The sequence below is a fragment of the Micromonospora sp. PRAS1 genome, assembly GCF_059553435.1.
In genome coordinates this window covers 47,002-64,864 of record NZ_JCANNB010000008.1, presented here as the reverse complement: position 1 = coordinate 64,864, position 17,863 = coordinate 47,002, and the positions used below count along the sequence as shown (strand labels likewise).

At 71.2% G+C, this 17,863-nt stretch carries 14 protein-coding genes; 5 read left to right on the top strand and 9 right to left on the bottom strand.

Annotated elements, in window-relative coordinates:
* Positions 1 to 66: 66 nt before the first annotated feature.
* Both AC507J_RS10000 and AC507J_RS09995 read left to right on the top strand, forming a co-directional pair.
* A complete protein-coding gene (locus AC507J_RS10000) occupies positions 67 to 591 on the top strand; it encodes a SigE family RNA polymerase sigma factor (protein ID WP_496288815.1) in 525 nt (174 codons plus the stop codon).
* Positions 592 to 594: 3 nt separating this feature from the next.
* Entirely contained in the window at positions 595 to 2,004 is a 1,410-nt protein-coding gene (locus AC507J_RS09995) for a hypothetical protein (protein ID WP_496288814.1), read from the top strand.
* Between the two features lie 60 nt (positions 2,005 to 2,064).
* Here the strand turns inward: AC507J_RS09995 and AC507J_RS09990 are convergent, their stop codons facing one another.
* From AC507J_RS09990 to AC507J_RS09955, 8 genes are all read right to left on the bottom strand, one after another.
* On the bottom strand, positions 2,065 to 2,688 hold the full coding sequence (locus tag AC507J_RS09990) for a hypothetical protein (RefSeq protein ID WP_496288813.1): 624 nt from the start codon (positions 2,686 to 2,688) through the stop codon (positions 2,065 to 2,067).
* 46 nt (positions 2,689 to 2,734) lie between these two features.
* A complete protein-coding gene (locus tag AC507J_RS09985; RefSeq protein ID WP_496288812.1) occupies positions 2,735 to 5,146 on the bottom strand; it encodes a family 43 glycosylhydrolase in 2,412 nt (803 codons plus the stop codon).
* Positions 5,147 to 5,238: 92 nt separating this feature from the next.
* Positions 5,239 to 7,785 (bottom strand): glycoside hydrolase family 43 protein, encoded by a 2,547-nt coding sequence (locus tag AC507J_RS09980; RefSeq protein ID WP_496288811.1) that lies wholly within the window; start codon positions 7,783 to 7,785, stop codon positions 5,239 to 5,241.
* A gap of 147 nt (positions 7,786 to 7,932) precedes the next feature.
* Positions 7,933 to 9,969, bottom strand: a complete 2,037-nt coding sequence (locus AC507J_RS09975) for a copper resistance CopC family protein (RefSeq protein ID WP_496288810.1) — start codon at positions 9,967 to 9,969, stop codon at positions 7,933 to 7,935.
* Between the two features lie 207 nt (positions 9,970 to 10,176).
* On the bottom strand, positions 10,177 to 11,268 hold the full coding sequence (locus AC507J_RS09970; protein WP_496288809.1) for a TFIIB-type zinc ribbon-containing protein: 1,092 nt from the start codon (positions 11,266 to 11,268) through the stop codon (positions 10,177 to 10,179).
* Positions 11,269 to 11,299: 31 nt separating this feature from the next.
* Positions 11,300 to 12,475, bottom strand: a complete 1,176-nt coding sequence (locus AC507J_RS09965; protein WP_496288808.1) for an SPFH domain-containing protein — start codon at positions 12,473 to 12,475, stop codon at positions 11,300 to 11,302.
* 20 nt (positions 12,476 to 12,495) lie between these two features.
* A complete protein-coding gene (locus AC507J_RS09960; RefSeq protein ID WP_496288807.1) occupies positions 12,496 to 13,926 on the bottom strand; it encodes a DUF2207 family protein in 1,431 nt (476 codons plus the stop codon).
* A gap of 15 nt (positions 13,927 to 13,941) precedes the next feature.
* Positions 13,942 to 14,523, bottom strand: coding sequence for a LemA family protein (locus AC507J_RS09955; protein ID WP_496288806.1), 582 nt, complete (start codon positions 14,521 to 14,523; stop codon positions 13,942 to 13,944).
* A 274-nt stretch (positions 14,524 to 14,797) separates the two neighbouring features.
* On the opposite strand from AC507J_RS09955, the gene AC507J_RS09950 reads away from it, so the two are divergent.
* Both AC507J_RS09950 and AC507J_RS09945 read left to right on the top strand, forming a co-directional pair.
* Positions 14,798 to 15,496 carry a YoaK family protein gene (locus tag AC507J_RS09950; RefSeq protein WP_496288805.1) on the top strand — a complete coding sequence of 233 codons (699 nt, stop codon included), beginning with the start codon at positions 14,798 to 14,800 and terminating at the stop codon, positions 15,494 to 15,496.
* A 29-nt stretch (positions 15,497 to 15,525) separates the two neighbouring features.
* On the top strand, positions 15,526 to 15,852 hold the full coding sequence (locus AC507J_RS09945; protein WP_496288804.1) for an amphi-Trp domain-containing protein: 327 nt from the start codon (positions 15,526 to 15,528) through the stop codon (positions 15,850 to 15,852).
* Positions 15,853 to 15,912: 60 nt separating this feature from the next.
* Here the strand turns inward: AC507J_RS09945 and AC507J_RS09940 are convergent, their stop codons facing one another.
* Positions 15,913 to 16,311, bottom strand: a complete 399-nt coding sequence (locus AC507J_RS09940; protein ID WP_496288803.1) for a hypothetical protein — start codon at positions 16,309 to 16,311, stop codon at positions 15,913 to 15,915.
* Between the two features lie 141 nt (positions 16,312 to 16,452).
* Here AC507J_RS09940 and AC507J_RS09935 point away from each other — a divergent pair, with 141 nt between their 5' ends.
* The gene (locus tag AC507J_RS09935) at positions 16,453 to 17,799 is read left to right on the top strand and encodes a glycoside hydrolase family 6 protein (protein WP_496288802.1); all 1,347 of its coding nucleotides are present in this window, start codon (positions 16,453 to 16,455) and stop codon (positions 17,797 to 17,799) included.
* Positions 17,800 to 17,863: the final 64 nt, after the last annotated feature.

Sequence of the window (17,863 nt, the reverse complement as noted above, 5' to 3'; positions counted from 1 at the left end):
GGCAACCTTTTCCGCCGTCTCCTGCTCTTCCTTTCGTCGGTGACACCCGAGGACTGGAGAGTGCAGGTGACGGATGACAGCTTCCGTGAGTTCGTCGAGATCCGGTACGCGGATCTGATCCGGACGGCGTACCTACTGACCGGTTCGCGGCACTCGGCCGAGGATCTGGTGCAGAGCGCGCTGATGCGGGCGATGCGCCGCTGGCGGCAGGTGAACGACCCGATGGCGTACGTCCGCCGAATCATGGTCAACGAGCGGGTCAGCCTCTGGCACCGGTTCGGTTCCCGGGAGTTCCTGGCCGGGGTGACCGGCGCCTGGCGGCTGCACGGCGACCGGGGTCGCGGTGCGGACGTGGCGGACGACGTCGTGGTGCGCGACGAGGTGCTCACCGCGTTGCACAGCCTGCCGCCCCGGATGCGGGCCGTGCTGGTGCTGCGCTACTGGGAGGACCTCTCCGAGGCGCAGATCGCCGACACGCTCGGTTGCTCGATCGGCACGGTGAAGAGCCAGACGTCGCGTGGGCTCGCCCGGTTACGCGCGGTGCTGCCGGCCCTCCCCGCCGAGCCGGTTACCACGAATGGAGAGGTGTGAACGATGACTGATGACATCAGGCAGGCATTGACGAGGCTCGCCGAGCCGGTGGTTCCCGGCCCCGACCCGTACCAGCGGCTGCTGGCCCGGGTGCGGCGGCGCCGACAACGGCGGGTGGCCGTGGCGGGCGTGGCGGGCGTGGTGGCGGCGGCGATGGCGCTGCCGGTCTTCGGTGTGGCCGGCCGGCTGACGGTCACCGGGGTGGCCTCCTCGCCACCGCCGCCGGCCGGGACCTACCAGCCGGCGAGCCCGATCGGCAAGCCGATGGTGCGGCAGTTGCTGGACTCGCCGACCCGGGGCAACCTGGCCGACGACCAGACGCTTATCGCGGAGATCGAGCGGCAGTACCGGGCGTCCCGCGACGAACTGCTTGTCGACCCCACGCTCGACGAGGTGAAGGTGCTGCTGGCGCACGACACGGCGAGCGTGCGAACCGTGGTGGTGGCCTTCCGGAACGACTCACACGCGCTGCTGCGGTACGGCTCCTGGCGGGCCCGAGCGTCCGCAGCGGAACTGGTCAGCAAGATGGGCACCCCGGACGAGCCGGAGATCTTGCAGCCGTACGTCTTCTTCAGTCGGCACTCGGCGGTCGACGGCGGGCGGCTCACCGATCTCACGGTCGGGCTCGCACCGTCCGGATGCCTGGTCGAGACCTCCGACGACGGCCGGCTCCAGCCGGACGGCTCGGTCGTCCGGAGCTGGCAGGTGGTGAGCACCGACGGCTTCGTGGTCCGGGGCGCGGGAGAGGAAGCCGAACGGTGGCGGTTCACCTGCGACGGCGTGCTGCGATACGCCGGTCGGGCCGCTGGCGGAAGTGCGAGCGTCTATCCGACGTCGCCGACACCGTCGGTCTCCACCGCCGACGCGCGCGGCTCGGTGGACGCCACACTCGCCGCCACCGCGGTACGCGAACTGCATCATGAGATGAAGGGGCACGGACTCGTCGGAGCGGTGCCCGAGGTGATCTGGGGCGGGCAGTTGCCCGACTGGGTGCCCGGTGCCCCGGCTGCCGTTCTGGTGCGCTCCTGCTCGACCGACGCCGGCTGCGCCGCATCGCTCAAGGTCAAGAAGGTCGAGACCGGCCCGCCGCATACGCCGGGCGTCGGGGTCCCCTCCTCCTACTGGACGGCCACGGGAAGTCCGGATCTGATCGCCGTCCGGGTGCCCGGAGAGGTCGGCGGGGTGCTGGTCTTCGGGCCGGAGTCGGCGGCCCGCGTCAAGCTGCTCGACGGGAAGCAGCAGACGATCGCCAGCGGCCCGCTCGACACCGGCGTGGGCGCGTTCCGCGTCGACCCCGGCAAGGTGAAGCAGGTGCAGGTCTTCGACAACGACGACCGGCTGCTGCGGAGCGCGGCCACGCAGAGCCTCGCCGACTTCGGCCAGCTCGGTGAGCCGACGGTATGGGCCTGGTGACGCCGGCCCGTTGAACGCGACAGGTGGGGGCCGCCCGCGCGGGCGGCCCCCACCCGGGTGTCACTCGAACAGGGACAGGGTCAACGTCGAGGCGTACTCACCGGCAGCGACATCAGTCGGCGTACGCAGGAACAGGTCGGCGTTGACGGTGAACTCGCCACCCGCCACGGCACCCGAGTCGAAGGTCGACACCAGCAGTTCCTGGTCGACCAGACCCACGTTGTTGCCCGGCTGGGTCGGCTCGTCGACGACCGTCACGACCTCCTCGCCCTCGCTCACCAGACCGGTGTCCCCACCGTCGAGCAGCTTCGGACGCCAACCCAGATGCCCCGCGGCGATCGGCTCCTGACCATCAGCCCCGACGAAGTCCGACGCCGAACCCAGCACCGCCCACGCCGAACCCGCCGGCACCTCATCAGCCGTACGCGTGTCCGTCACCGTCACCGTCGGCAACGTCCCCACGAACTGACGCACCAACAACGTCGACCCGTCCTCCGACAGCGCCACCGAGTCGGCCGCCACCGACATCGCCAGCACCCCCGGCTCCTTGATCTCCTCGATGTCGACGGTCACCTCGACATCGGCGTTGTCGCCCGGCTCGGCCGACGCCGGTGCGGCCATCGCCACCGAGCCGACCACCATCGCCCCGGCGGCCACTGACGCGAACAGCTTCCTTTTCTTCATCCCCACGCTCCGTTTGTCAGTTCCTGGTTGCTGGACAGGGTGTCGGTCAGCCGGCGCAGTTGACGCCGGAGTATTCGGCGGTGACGGCCCTCGTCGCGTCCTGGCCGTCGACCGCCCCGCTGGCCCGTACGGTCACCGAGCCGGCCCCGACCTCGGCCGTACGGGTCGCGAACTGCTGGTACGCGTTGCCGCCCGGTGCCACGTCCGCGAAGGACCGCTCGCCGTACGCGGTCTTCAGGGCGATGTCCACCGCCGCGTCGTGGGTGTTGCGGGCCTGCACCGCGACGTACGCCTTGCCGGCGACGCACCGCGCCTGCGCGCTGACCTCGACCGGCAGTTCGGCGGAGGCCGGCTCGAAGGCCCAGGTGTCGATCTCGAACAGATCGGTGCCCTGCGGGCCCGAGTAGGTGAAGTAGACGTCGTGCACGCCGGCCACGCCGTCGAGCGAAGCGGTCAGCTCCGTCCACTCGCCGGTCGGCGCGTCGACCGGGATGGTCCCGACCACCGGTCCGGTGGCCTCGTCCAGTCGGATCTCGATCTTTCCACCGGCGGCCAGCGGGCGGACCTTCGCCGTCACGCTGCGGGCGCCGTCGCCGAAGTCCACGGACGACAGCGCAGTCCAGTCGCCGTTGTCGATGTCGCGGACCACCAGGTTCGGTGCCGCCGTGCCGAATTCGGCGGACGGGCCGTCGATCTTCACGGTCGCGACGCCCTTGCTCCAACCGAACGTCTCCGCCTCGAACACCCGGTACGGGTCGAATTCGCGGACCTGCGAGGCGCCGGCGTAGGTGCCGACGACCTGCTGGATGGTGCCGTCGGCGTTGAACGCCAGCTCCTGGATGTGCGGGCTGCGGTAGCCCTGGGTGGTGTTGCCGTTGATCCGCTTGTTAAGCGTCGGGGCGTGGTACGTGAAGTAGTACTTGCCCTCGTACTCGAAGACGGACTGGTGGTTGTTGCCACCGGTGCCGGTGCCGAAGAACTGCGACTGGTTCGGGAAGAGCACCCCGGCGTAGGTCTCCTTCGGCCACGACATCGGGTCCTCGGAGATCATGTAGCCGATCTGGCCGCCGGCCGGGTAGCCGGGCAACGGGGTCTGCGGGCCACCGAAGTCGTTGCCGCCGAAGTGCGACGAGTACGACAGGTAGTACTTGCCGTCGCGCTTGAACACCTGGGCCGCCTCGAAGGCCACCGGGGCGTCCACGACCGCCGCCGTGCCCTCGGTCGACACCATGTCGTCGGCGAGCTTGATCGCCCGCAGGTTCTTCGGGTTGTTGAACCGCTCGGCCGGCGGCATGTTCGTCGAGGCCGGGCCGCCACCGAAGTAGAGGTACGCCTCACCGTCGGAGTCCACAAGCGGCGCCGGGTCGAACTTCCAGGCGACGTCCTCGGCACCCGGGGTACGGCCGTCGATGAGCGTGCTGGTGCGCTCGCTGGTCCACGGCCCCACCGGCGAGGCACCGGTGATCACGTTGCTGGAGCCGCCGCCGTTGGCGTAGTAGAGGAAGAACTTCTCCTCGCCGTTGACCACCTTCTTGGCCATGCCCGGCGCCCAGGAGTTGCCGGTGAAGGGCGCCACGCCGTTCGGGCCGGCGACCTGGATCTCGCCGTGGTCGGTCCAGTTCACCATGTCCGTCGTGGAGATCACGGTGATCTGGTTGATGTGGCCGTAGTTGATGCCCGGCGAGACGCCGGTGACCGGGTCGGGCGCGTAACCCTGGGTGTCGTTGGTCAGGTACATGTAGACCCGGCCGTCGTGCACGAAGCCGAACCCGTCGGCGCCGAACTTGTGCCCGATCAACGGGTTGTGCTCGCCGGGCAGCTTGCCGACGACCTCGATGGTCTTCGACGGCGCTGCGGGTGGCGCGGCGCCGACGACGGAGACGTCGTCGAGCTTGAAGTCCATCAGGTGAACCTCCGGGTCAGTCGACGGCGTGCTCGTCCAGGGCGTCTCGAAGAAGAGCCGCGCCGTCGTGACGTTCTGCCCCGCCGGGATGGTGAACTGCCCGTTGAACTGCGCCCACTGCCCCCTGGTGGCGGTCACGCTGACCAGGTTGGTGTAGGTGCCGCCGCCGTAGTGCATGGTGGCGAAGAACTGCTTCGTCGCGGGGCTGCCGGGGTTCTCGTACTTTATTCGGGCGGTGAGCGAGTACGTCTGCCCGGCCTGCACCTTGCCGGAGAGGTCCTGCATCGGTCCGGAACCGGTGGTCTGCCGGTTCGTCACGTGTACCGCGCTCGATCCGGAGTAGGCGTCGGTGGTGGGCGACAGGGTCGCGCCGTCGGTGGCGTTGCCGTTGTTGACGAACCAGTTCGCCAGTCCGTCCTCGAATCCGCCGTTGACGATGAGGTTCGTCTCGGCGGCCTGGACGGGTGCCGCCGCGACGGTTCCGGCCAGCATCGCGCCGATCGTCGCGATCGCGGCGATCCGTCGTCTGATAGCCCTGCGCGGATGTTGCGTCACTCGATGTCCTCCTCGGATTGCTTACGGGCGGTGGGATCATCGGAGCCCGGGGCCGGCGTCGGATCCGGCCCCGGGACAGATCGGTTTGGCGGTCAGCCGTCGCAGGTCGCGGCGGGGTACTCGACGGCGCGGACGGTGGTGACCTCCTTGCCGTCGACCGTTCCGGTGACCCGGACGCTCGCCGTACCGGCCGACACCGCGGCGGCACGGGTGCTGAACTGCTGGAATGCGTTGGCACCCGGCGCGACGCTCGCCACCGACCGCTCGCCGAACGCCGTCTCCAGCACGACCCGTACCGGCGCGTCGTGGTCGTTGTGCGCCTGCACCGCCAGGTACGCCTTGTCGCCGATGCACCGCGCCTGCGCGGTGGCGGTGAACGGCACCTCGGGCGAGTCCGTCCTGAGCACGCCGAGCCGGGCCAACTGGTAGCTCAGCGCCCGCTCCGGCGTGTCGATCTGGTTCTGGGTACCGAACTCGCCGGCCCGGGCCGCCGTCGCCGCGGCGAGCGCGGCCCGCATCGCCGCCCAGGCGTCCGCCGGGTAGTCGGACTCGTCAAGCGTGCCCGCGTACGCGATGGCCGCGTCGAGGTCACCGGTGTCGAGCGGCCGGTTCTGCGCGGTCAGCGTGTCGCTGAGCAGGTAGTGGTCGAAGTCGACGTGCCCGCCGGTGCTCCGGGTGGCGTAGTTGAACAGGCCCACCCGGTGCCCCATGAAGTGCGCGAGGCTGCCGTCCAGGGTCTGCGGGCCGACCCGGTTGCCCAGCTGGGTCCAGGTCAGTCCGTCGAGGCTGTAGTAGAAGGTGGTCCAGAGCTGGCCGACCGGTGCGGCGAAGTCGAGGTCCGCCTTCAGGTGCACCTCGGTCGCGTCGCCAAGCGGCACCGTCGTGCCGGGCAGGAAGTTCTCCAGCGTCGCCTGGTCGAGGTCGACGGCGAACGGCTGTCCCCGGTTGACCACGCCCAGGGTGTTCGTGTCACCGGTGCGCTTGACCGCGACGTACGAGAAGCCCCGGTTGTAGGCGGCCAGGCCGGCCACGTCGCCGTCGCGCATGCCGGAGATGTCGAGCTTCGTCTCCACCGACTGCCGGGGCCCGAACGTACGCTGCGAGAGCGTGTTGCGCGCCTCCTCGAACCAGGCCAGCTCGGCCCGGTTGGACAGCTTCGTGTAGACGTAGTTGCCGGTGACCACCTTGCCGTTGGTCAGCCGCAGCCAGCCGTCGCGGTCGGTGAGCGACCAGTACCGGTTGTCCGGGGCGTGGTTCCACTCCCAGACCATGTCCAGCCGCGATCCGTTTGGTGCGATCTCGGCCGCGATCGCCGGGTCCGTCGTGGTCCACTCCTCGTCCATGTACGCCTTGTGCGGGGCGTCGTTGGCGAAGTCGTCGGAGGCGACGATGCTCTTCTGGCGCTCGAAGAGTTCCTCGGCCGGGCTGAGCGGGATCGGCTTGTCGAACAGCCCCTCCACCGGCACCGAGCCGTTGTTGCCGAAGGTCGGCCAGCCGTCGCGCCAGGTGGCGGGGATGAGCGCCGGGATCCGCCCGATCGGGAAGGTGTCCCGGAAGAACATGCCGTACCAGTCGAGGTCACCACCGGAGCGCTCGATCGGCACCAGGCTGCCCTGGGCGAAGCCGTTCGAGTTGAGCACGCCCCGGGCCTCGTAGGTGTTCACACCGCCCGAGGTGTGCCGGCCGAGCAGTTCGGGCGAGCGGAGCATGACCACCTGCCGGCCCTGGCCGGACGGCCAGGTGATCACCACGACGTAGTAGTGCCCGTTGATGTAGTAGAACTGGGCACCCTCGAAGAGGCCGCCGATGAAGGGCTGGCCGGCGTAGTCGTTGGCGCTGAAGACGTTCGGGTAGTCCTGCACGATGGCGGTCAGCCCGGCGTTGAGGCGTACCGCGCTGATGGTGCCGTTGCCGTAGAAGATGTACGGCGTGCCGTCGTTGTCGAAGAAGAGCGACGGGTCGTGCAGCCCGCGACCGAGGGCGGTCCGCTGCCAGGCGCCGTTCTCGATGTCGTCGGTGCGGTAGATGTACGCGCCGCCGAGGTTGTTCGTGTTGAAGGCGACGTAGAACATGCCCTCGTGGTAGCGCAGCGACGACGCCCACTGGCCCTGGCCGTACGAGTTCTGGCCGTTGCGCAGCGAGAACGAGTCACCGATGCTCGCCCGGTCGAAGACGTAGTTGACGATCTCCCAGTTGACCAGGTCGTAGGACTTCATGATCGGTGCACCCGGGCTCAGGTGCATGGTGGTGCTGATCATGTAGTAGATGTCCCGGCCCTCGTCGTTCTCGGCCGCCGGCACCCGTTCCACGCCGATGTCCGGCACGTCGGCACGGAGCAGCGGCACCGAGTACCGACCGTCGCCCCGGTCCGTCGACGTGTACGCCGAACGGGGTGACCATTCCTCAGCGGCCTGCGCCGCGCCGTCGGGGGCCGCGCTCGCCGCGCCGCCGGGGGCGGCCACGCCGGCGCAGAGCAACGTGCTGACCATTGCGAGCGCCATGGTGCGTCGCCGCCGACGCGGGTCCAGCGCGGTGACCAGCTTTCTGAGTGTGGTGGTGATCGACGGCCGCACGGTTGCCGCGCGGGCCGGTCCGGTTCGGGATCGTGGGTCGGAGGCAGCAGCGATGAACACCTGCACGGAAGTCTCCAGACGCGAGTGTTAGGGGCCTCCCATATTTGTGAGCGTTAACATCGACCGTCAAGACCTTGGCCGAGACTCGTCCGAAATATCCCCGTAACAAGCCGCCCACCGGCCCAGATGAGCGCTCCCACGGCCCTCGCCAGGTCAGCCCAGGTCGATCGTGTACTCGGCGGTGTGCACCGTGCCGTCCACTTGAAAGTCGAAGAATGCCCGGTATCGGCCGGGGCTCGGCGCGGTCAACCAGAAGGTGACCGCGCCGTCGACGAGTTCCGGCTCCGGATGGACGTGCACGTAACCGAGGTCGCCCTCGCGTACGACCACCAGATGCCCGTACGCGCCCAGGTAGGGCTCCGGCCGCACCGGGCCGAACGTGCCGGCCCGACCGATCCGGAAGGTGATCGGCGCGCTCACCGCGACCGTCGGCGTACCGTCCATCGTCACCTGGAACGGCCCGGCGGTGGCCTGCGGCTGCGGGGCCGGGAGCGGGGCCGGATCGTAGCCGCCCGGCACGTCGTGGTCGATGCCGAGCACCAGGGGCAGCGGGGTCCCGTCGCCGGCGATCACCGAGAAGTCGGCGTAGATGCGGTAGCCGCCGGGGCGGGCCAGCTTCAGCGGGACGCTCCAGGTGCCGTCGGCGGCCATGCTCGGGTGCAGGTGCTGGTATCCACCGAGGTCACGACCGACCACGATCATGTGCAGTGGTCGTTCGTGGACGGTGGCGAAGTTGGTCGCCGGTTGCCGGTCGGGGCCGACGATCTGGAACCGGTAGTCGGCGGAGACGCCGACGCGGTGGGACCGCTGCACCGGTTGCAGGGTGTAGCCGGCGGCGCTGACCCACGCCCCGGTCGCCTGCGTCTGGTCCGCGCCGTCGCCGGAATGGGTGTGCGCCCCGGTCCCCGGCGCATGCTGGTGCCCGTCCCCCGCCGAGACCGGCGCACCGGCGCCGGCCACCGTGCTCGGCCGCGGGCCGGTGCTGCCCGCCGGGTCGCCCGCGCCGAGCCGTCCCAGCCCGAATCCCGCCAGCAGCGCGACCACCAGTCCGCCCACGAGGAGCCCGAGACGGGTGTTGCCCAGCCGGGAGGCGGGTGCCGCAGCTCCGGCGTCCACCTCCGCGGCCACCGTCGCACCGGTCGGCGCTGCGGCGGCCACGGTTGCGCTGACGCCCGACGTCCCTACGGTCGGCGATGCAGCGGCCGACGGTGCAGCAGCCGAGGTCCCAGCGCCCGACGGTGCAGCGGCCGAGGTCCCTGCGGTTTGCCGGGCAGCGGCCGGTGGGGTGGGCTTGGCCTTCGCTCCGGCCGGCCGGCCGGTGCCGGCCTTCGACGTGGCGGCCCGTCCCGAGCGACTCTTCTTCCCAGCGGTGCCGGGGCGTGCGCCGGCCCGGGCGCGGGCCTTGGGCCGGCGTGCCGGCCGGCTCGAAAGGCCGACCCGGCCGAGGATCGCGCCCACGACGGCCGGCTGCCGCCGCCAGGCGACGAGGGCGACGAGAGCGAGCCCGAGCAGCACCGCCCCGGCGACCCAGACCCAACCGGGCAGCCCGTTCTCCTCGACGGCCGGCATCGGCACGGCGGCCAGCGGGGGCGACGCCGCCACGGACGGCTCGGCGGGCCCCTGCGCCGAGCCGGCGTCGTGCCCGTGCTGCTCGGCCGCCGCCACCAGCGCCGGGTCCGGCTGGTTCGTCGGCGGACTCCAGCCCTGCGGCGCGACGGTCACCGGCCCGGCGTACCGGAAGCTCATCGTGCCCCGCACGGGCTCGCCGTCCGAGGCCACCGAGAGGTAGCTCACCGTGTACTTTCCCACCGCCGGCAGGTGCGCCACCGTCACCACCGCCGGGAAACCGGTCGTGTACTCGCGCGGCTCGAACTTGCCGTCGACCAGGAAGTACTCCCGTACCGGCTGGTCCAGGGGGCGGGGCTGCCCGGACGTCCAGCCATTGTCGACCCGGCCGCCGCCCGGTGCGATCACCGTGAAGTAGGCGTTGGGCACCACCTGCTCGGTGAAGTAGAGCTGCACTGTGGTGAGCGGCTCGGAGACCGTGGCGTCCGCCGCCGGGGTGGACATCGCCAGGCCGCCGTGCGCCGACGCGGGCGAGGCGGACCCGAAGAGGCCGACCGCGGCCACCAGGATCAGCGCGAGCAGACCCGACACGACGCGCCCGGGGCGCGGAGGGAGACGGTGCATCGGATCGTCCTCCCGACGATGCGGCTTCCGGCAAGAGACAGCCATCTTTTCGCCCGGATGGCAAAAGTCATCGTGCTACATGACTCAACCTCGGCGCCATAGATGCGAAACCCTCTATTTGTTCCGGCGGTCAGCTTCGCACCGGGGTGGCGGCGGGCGCCACCACCGGGTGCTGCGCGACGCGGGGCTGGTGGCCAGACGCGAGCGCTAGCCGGCCAGCGCGAAGGCCACCGCGATCGCCGCGATCACCGCCAGCGCGGCCAGCACCGCAGCCGCGATCTTGGCCTTGCTGTACGGCCGCTCGCCGATGACCTCGCCGGTGCGGGCGTTGACAAGCACCTGGTACGACCGTCCGGCGTGCAGGTACGCGGCGATCCACACCGGCAGCAGGAGCAGCTTGTAGCTCACCTCCGAGTAGCTGGTGTCCACGGAGTTGACCTGCTGCTCGTCACCGCCGATGTCCGAGCGGCAGTCCCGCTCGATGACCGGCGCCATGCGGGCCTTCGCCGCCGTCAGCCCGGCCTCCGGCTCGGTGTCGTAGCGCAACGCGTGGTACCCGGCCAGGTAGTCCTTGTCGAAGGCGACCGCCTCGGCCAGCGGCCACGGGGCCAACTCGTCAAGTTGCTCGGTCGGCAGGTGCGTCGTGGCGGGCACGAGCACGTCGTCGAAGTCCCGGCGGACGGTGCCGCTGGCCGGATGCCACCGGGTGTGCCGTACCTGCCGGGTGCGGGTCTCCGACTTGCCGTCCACCGTCACGGTGTACGTCTCGGTGACGTAGTAGTGCTCGCCGCGCTGGCCCCGGTAGTCCGAGACGGTCCGCGCGTCGAAGGTCCAGTGCGGCAGGTAGGTGCCCTTGAGCGTCTCCGCCTCGCTCACCTTCTTCAGGCTGCTCGGGGCGAACCAACGGCTGCGGCACCAGGTGCTCAGAGCGGTACGCACGCCGGCCCGGTCGACGGTGAACGGCAGCACCGCCTCCGGCGCGATCAGCTCCTCCGCCGTCTGCTGCGCCACCAGCGGCGTGGCGCAGAACTGGCAGCGCTGGGCGAGGGCCTGGCTCTCGGTCCGGGCGCCACAGCCCGGGCAGCCGAAGACGTACGCGCCGACGGTGGCGGCCGGCTTGCGTGGCAGGGTGGCCAGCTGGTCGTACGCGTGCTCGCGCACCTCGCGCGCGGCGGGGGCGATCTGGTGCTGGTACCCGCAGTAAGGACACTGCAACACGGTCGTGCCCGGTGCGTGCTCCACCCGGGCACCGCAACCCCCGCAGCCGTACGACGGCGGGGAGACAGCGGTTTCGCTCATCGGCGTACCCTTCCGATCCCGTACCAGCTGGTCACTGCGGCGGCAGCGGCGGCGGGACGCTGGCCAGCACGGCCGCCAGTTCCGGCAGTTGTCCGGCCGGCTGCCACTGCGCCATGCCGGCCCGCCAGACCAGCGTGTCCGGGCCGAGGTTGCCGGCGCCGACCTGCTCGGCCAGCCCACCGAGGTCGAACGGGCCCTGGCGCTGCCCGGCGACGCCGACGAACCACTGCGTCTGGTTCGGCAGCGGCGGTGGCTCGGCCCCGCTCGGCGGTGCGGCGGCCGGCGGTGCAGCGACCGGCGGTGCGGCGACCGGCGGTGCGGCGACCGGCGGTGCGGCGACCGGCGGCGTGTCGCCGGACATCGACCTGGCCATCTGCTGGCCCAGCGCCATGCCCATGCCCATGCCGATGCCGGCGCCCGCCTCGCCACCCGGGTTCTTCGCCGCCGCCTCCAGCGCGGTGGCCGCCTGGTAGCGGGTGAACCGGTCCAGGTCGCCGACCGCGCCCATCTCCGTCCGCTTGTCGAGCGCCCGCTCCACCTCCGGCGGCACGGAGACGTTCTCGATCACGAACTTCGGAATCGCGATGCCGACCTCGGCGAGTTCCTCGGTCAGCACGCCGGCCAGCCGTCGGCCGATGGCGTCCTGGTGGGCCGCCAGGTCCAGCAGCGGTATCCCGGCCGTGGCCAGCGCGCCGCCGAGCCGGCCCACGATGAGCTGACGCAGGTACTCCTGCACCTCCTCGGTGCGGAACTGCGGATCGGTGCCGACCAGCTCACGCAGCAACCGCTGCGCGTCCACCACCCGGGCCGCGTACGCGCCGAACGCCCGCACCCGGACCACCCCGAACTCGGGGTCACGCAGGATCACCGGGTTCTGGGTGCCCCACTTCATCTCGGTGAACTGGCGGGTGTTTACGAAGTACACCTCGGCCTTGAACGGCGAGTTGAAGCCGTACTTCCAGCCCTTCAGGGTGGCCAGGATGGGCATGTTGCGGGTCTCGAGGGTGTACGTGCCGGGCGGGAAGGCGTCGGCGATCTGGCCCTCGTTCACGAAGACCGCCGTCTGGGACTCGCGGACGACCAGCTTGGCACCCATCTTGATCTCGTTCTGGAAGCGGGGGAAGCGCCAGACGATGGTGTCCCGGCTGTCGTCCAGCCACTCGACGATGTCCACGAACTCGCCCCGTAGGCGGTCCAGCAAACTCATCGCGTCCCCCAATTTCTAGATCAACTGTGTGGCGGCGACGATAGCAACCGGGCGCTACCTGCGGTTACCACCGAAAGGCCGACCACCCGCCGGCTCCACGGCCGCACCCGGATCGTCACCGTGTCGCCGTCGTGGCAGTCACCTGCCCACCGGCTCGGCAGCCCCCAGGCGGTCGTCCGGTCACCGCTGCCGTCGTCCACCGCCAGGTAGTGCAGCCAGGGCCGGGACGGCTGACCCTCCCGCTGGGCGGTCGACTTCCACACCTCCAGCCAGAGCACCTCGCCGGTGACGGTGCGCTCGGTGACCAGGTCGCCGAGGGCGCGCAGCAGCGTCCAGCCGCCGGAGAGCAGCAACAACACCGCCACCAGCACGACCCCGTCGGCGACCAGGATGAAGACCCGCTCGAAGCGGCCGGTGGTCGAGGGGGTGAGGTCGAACGACGGGCCGAAGACGTTCAGCAGGAAGCCACCCACCACCAGGCTGATCACCGCGCTGAGCAGCAGCCTCGGCACGGTTCGGCCATAGCGCGGCAGGAACCGCGGGTAGCGGACCCGCACCCGGTGCCAAACGCCGCCGTACGACGACCACACCCGCGTCCGGTCGCCCAGGCCCAGGTCGAGCACGGCGCTGGTCAGGCGGGTCGCGCCGACGGCCGCGCCGTATCCGAGGTAGCGGTCCCAGACCGCCACCGAGGCCGGCGGCAGCTCGTCGAACTGCTCGTGCCCACGCAGCCAGTCCCGCACCCCGAGCCAGCGCGCCGCCACCTGGCGGCCGAGGGGCGTGTCACGCTCCCCCGGGGAGAGCCCGGCGATGCCGGACAGCACGGCGAAGGTGATCAGACCGGCGGCGATACCGGGGTTGTCCTCCGTCTGGCGCCAGCTGCCGTAGTGCCCGGCGGCGAGACCGACGATCACCCCGACGACAAGCGCGGCGGCGGCCAGCAGGCTGCTCACCCTCGGCCCGAAGCGACGCCGGGACAGCCCCGCCGCCCGGGCGTCCGCGACGACCCGCGCGGCCAGCCGCTTGTTCCAGGTCCGGGCCCGCCCCTGGTCCCGGAAGGTCAGCGCGGTCATCGGCAGCACGCCGTGCACCGCGAGGCCGCGTACCCGGTCGAGCACCTGGCGCTCGTACGGCCGCAGCCCGCTGTCGTCCGGCGGCGTCGACGGCAGGTGCAGGGTCGTCTCCATCGGGTCGTCGCCCGGCTGGCGTAGCTCGACGAAGCCCCGGGCGGCGAGGTCGAGCAGCGTCGACTCGGCCGCGTCCTCGGTGACCGACCAGCGGTTGACCAGCAGGCTGACCACGGCGGGCGGCTCCGGCCCGAGTTCCATTGTGGCCGGTGCGGGCGTCGCGGTGACCGGCCGGGTGACCAGCCGGACGAGGCCGTAGCCGGCGAACCAGCCGGCGAGCGCCAGCACTCCCACCGCCAGGTCGAAGAGGAGTCGGTCGTCCATCAGGCGGTCGCGCCCTCAGTAGCGCACCTGGACGGCCGTGCGTTCGCCGTCCAGAGCCTGGAAGAAGTCCGTCGCCCGGAACCCGCCGAGCCCGGCGATCAGGTTGGTCGGGATGGACTGCACGCTTGTGTTGAAGGTCTGCACGGCACTGTTGTAGAACTGCCGGGCGTACGCGATCTTGTCCTCGGTCCGGGTCAACTCGCTTTGCAGGGCGGCGAAGTTCTGGTTGGCCTTGAGCTCCGGGTACGCCTCTGCCAGCACGAACAGCCGCCCCAACGCCTGGGTGAGGGTGTTCTCGGCCACCGCCCGACCGGCCACCGAAGGGGCGCCTGCGGCGGCGACCGCACCGCTGCGGGCGGCCACCACGGCCTCCAGCGTGCCGCGTTCGTGCGCCGCGTAGCCCTGCACCGTCGCCACCAGGTTCGGGATCAGGTCGTGGCGGCGCTTGAGCTGCACGTCGATCTGCGCCCAGGACGCCTGTACCTGGTTGCGTTGCCGGACCAGCCGGTTGTAGGCGACAAGCGCCCAGCCCGCCGGAGCCACCGCCAGCAGGCAGCACAGCCCGCCGACCAGGCCCAGCATGAAGTGCACGTCCATCTGAGCCGTCACCCCCGCCCCGGATCGTCGTGTTCGGATACTGCTGTGCCCGCGGCAGCGTAGGCAATCAGGCGAACGGCCGGCATCTCGGACACCGGCGGAGCGTCGAATCGGCGGGTGACCCGGCCCCGCCGGCCTCGGCCACCGACCGGGCCGCGTAGACTCCCGCAGGACGAATGCCCTGCTCAGAGCCGCATTCAGCGGCGACGCGCCCCTGCCGGCGGCCGTGGTCGGGGACGGATGGTCCGCCGGCCGGCGAGCTTCGGAAAGGTTCATGTTCAAGAGGTACGAGGTGCCGCTGCTTGTGTTCACGGTGGCGACCGGAGCGATCGACGGGGTCAGCTATCTCGCCCTGGACCGGGTCTTCACCGGCAACATGACCGGCAACGTCCTCTTCATCGGCTTCGGTCTGGGCGGTGTCGCCAACCTGCCGGTGCTAAACAATCTGGTGGCCCTGCTCGCCTTCATGCTCGGCGCGGCACTGGCCGCCCGGCTGACCAGGAACGCGTCGGGACCGGCGAAGCTGCCCGGCGCCGGTCTCGCCGTACTCGTCGGCGGCACCGTGCTGACGCTTCTGCTGGCCGGGCTCTGGCTCGGCACCGGCGCACCGGACGAGGTCCGCATGGTGATCATCACCGGGCTGCTGGCCATGGTGCTCGGCGCCCAGGCCGCCGCGGTCCGGCACATCGGCATCCGGGACCTCTCAACGGTGGTGGTGACCATGACGATGGTTAACCTCGCCGCCGACAGCCGGCTCGCCGGCGGCCATGGCGAGGCGTGGCTGCGCCGGTCCGCGGCGATCGTGGCGATGGGGCTCGGCGCCCTGGCCTCGGCGATCCTGACCCTGCGGGTCGGCGGCGCGGTGGCCCTGGTGATGTCCGGCCTGGTGATGGCGGTCGGCACGGTGATGATCGCGGTGGCCCGCCGGCGGGAGACGCGCGCCGTCGTGTCGACGGCCGACCCTACGGGCTGAGTCCCCACGCGGGATGTCAGCATTGCGGCATGGATATCTACGAGGACGAGCGGACCGTGTCGCGGGCGGATCTGGCCGCGTGGTTGCGGCAGGTGGCCAGCCAGTTGGAGACCGGCAAGGTCTTCTACGGCGCCGCGGGCAGCATCGCCGTCGCCGACCAGGTGCACTGTGAGTTGGAGATCGAGCAGGAGGGCAAGGACGAGTTCTCGATCGAGATCGAGTTCTCCTGGGTCAACCCGAAGTCCGCCGCGCCGACCGAAACCGCCCAGGAGGCGGAGCAGGCCGACGAGGACGAGTCGACGGAGACCAACGCGGACGAGGAGCCGGCAGCGATCACCTCCTCCCCCGCCGCGTAGCGGCACCCGAACCGCTCGGGGCGGCCGACGGGCCCGCCCCGGGCGGAACCAGTGACACGGTCAGCGCAGTCGCCGGCCGCCGCCGAGCCAGTCCCGGGAGGCGCGGACGTTGAGCGCCCAGAGCACCCAGGCCAGCAGGGCCAGACCGACGCAGGTGATCATGCCGAAGAGACCGAGCGAGGCCGCGGCCAGCAGCCCGGTCAGGGCGTACGCGGGATAGGGCGCCCAGCGGCGGCGACCGGCCAGGCTGAGTGCCACAAGCGCGCAGGCCACGGCCATCACGGCGAAGAAGACGACGGCACCGAACGAGCCACCCTCGGCCACCAGGCGATGCACCGTCGCCAGGATGAACAGCAGCGAGAGCAGCGCGAAGACGAGGACGGTGACCCGGAGCGGGGTGGGCATCGCGGGGTACCGGAACATGTCCCCGTAGCCGCCGCCGGGGGCGCGTACGACCATACCGACAACGATGGGCGTCCATCTTCTCGCGCGGGCGGCACTGTCGGAAAGGCGACAGTCCTCTCCCGGTCCGGACGCCCTTGCGTTCCACCCCAGAGATAGCGGTCAATGGATGGCGTGGATCGGACACGGGGAGTTCACATGCCTGCCACGAAAGAATTCCGCCGCCTGCTCGCCGCCGCCACGGTCGCCACGCTCACCGGCGTCGCGGTCGTCGCCGGACCGGCCTGGGCCGGCGGCCGGCCGCCACACGTCGACAACCCGTACGCCGCAGGGTCGGGGTACGTCAATCCGCAGTGGCGGGCACGGGCGGAGAGCGTGCCGGGCGGAGACCGGGTGTCGGGCAACCCGACCGGCATCTGGCTGAACCGGGTGAGCCAGATCGCCGGCGAGCCGGGCGAATTGGGGCTACGGGCCCACCTGGACGCCGCGTTGGCGCAGCGGGCCGACTACGTGCAGGTGGTGCTCAACAACCTCCCCGCCCGCGACTGCGCCCGACTCGCCCCGCACGGCGAGTTCGCGGTCGGCGAGGTGGTCCGCTACCAGCGGGAGTTCGTCGACCCGATCGTGGCGATCGAACGTGACCCGAAGTACCGGCGGCTGCGGATCATAAACGTGGTCGAGCCCAACGCGGTGCCCGCCCTGGTCACCGGCATCGGGTTCAGCTCGCGATGCGAGAGCGTGGCCCGCAGCGGCGACTACGTCGACGGCATCCGGTACGCGCTGGACAAGCTGCACCCCTACGCCAACATCTACACCTACCTGGGCTCGGGTAACCGCGCGGAGTTGGGCTGGGACGAGAACCGGTCGGCCGGGGTGCGGCTGATCTCGGAGATCGTCGCCGGCAGCCGGGCCGGCGTACGCGGCGTCGACGGCGTCATCGTCAACACCGCCGGGTACGGCACGCTGGTCGAGCCCTACTTCACCATCACCACCATCGTCAACGGGGTGTCGGTGCGGCAGACCCGCTGGGTGGACTGGAACAACTTCCTCGACGAACTGCCGTACGCGCAGCAGCTGCGGCGCGACCTGGTCGCGGCCGGCTTCCCGGAGACCATCGGCGTGCTTGTCGACACGTCCCGCAACGGGTGGGGCGGCCCGCGCCGGCCGACCGGTCCGGGTGCCACGTCCAGCGTGGACATCTTCGTCGACGGGTCCCGCGTCGACCGGCGCACCTCGGCGGCGAACTGGTGCAACCAGGCCCGTGCCGGCCTCGGTGAGCGTCCGGCCGTCGCCCCGCAGCCCGGCGTCGACGCGTACGTCTGGATGAAGCCGCCCGGCACCTCCGACGGCGCGGGCGACCCGGCGCAGGCTGCCGACCCGCGCAGCGGTTTCGACCCCAAGTGCGATCCGGACTACCGGCCGCCGACGGGCTCCGGGTGGCCGCCCACCGACGCTCGGCGCGGCGCGCCGCCGGTCGGCGCCTGGTTCCCCGCGCAGTTCGCCGAACTCATGGCAAACGCTCACCCTCCCCTGCCGTCGGCCTGACGGACGGGCATCGACGGCTGCGACACCGGTACCAGCCGGCACCGGCGGTGTACGCCGCCAGTGC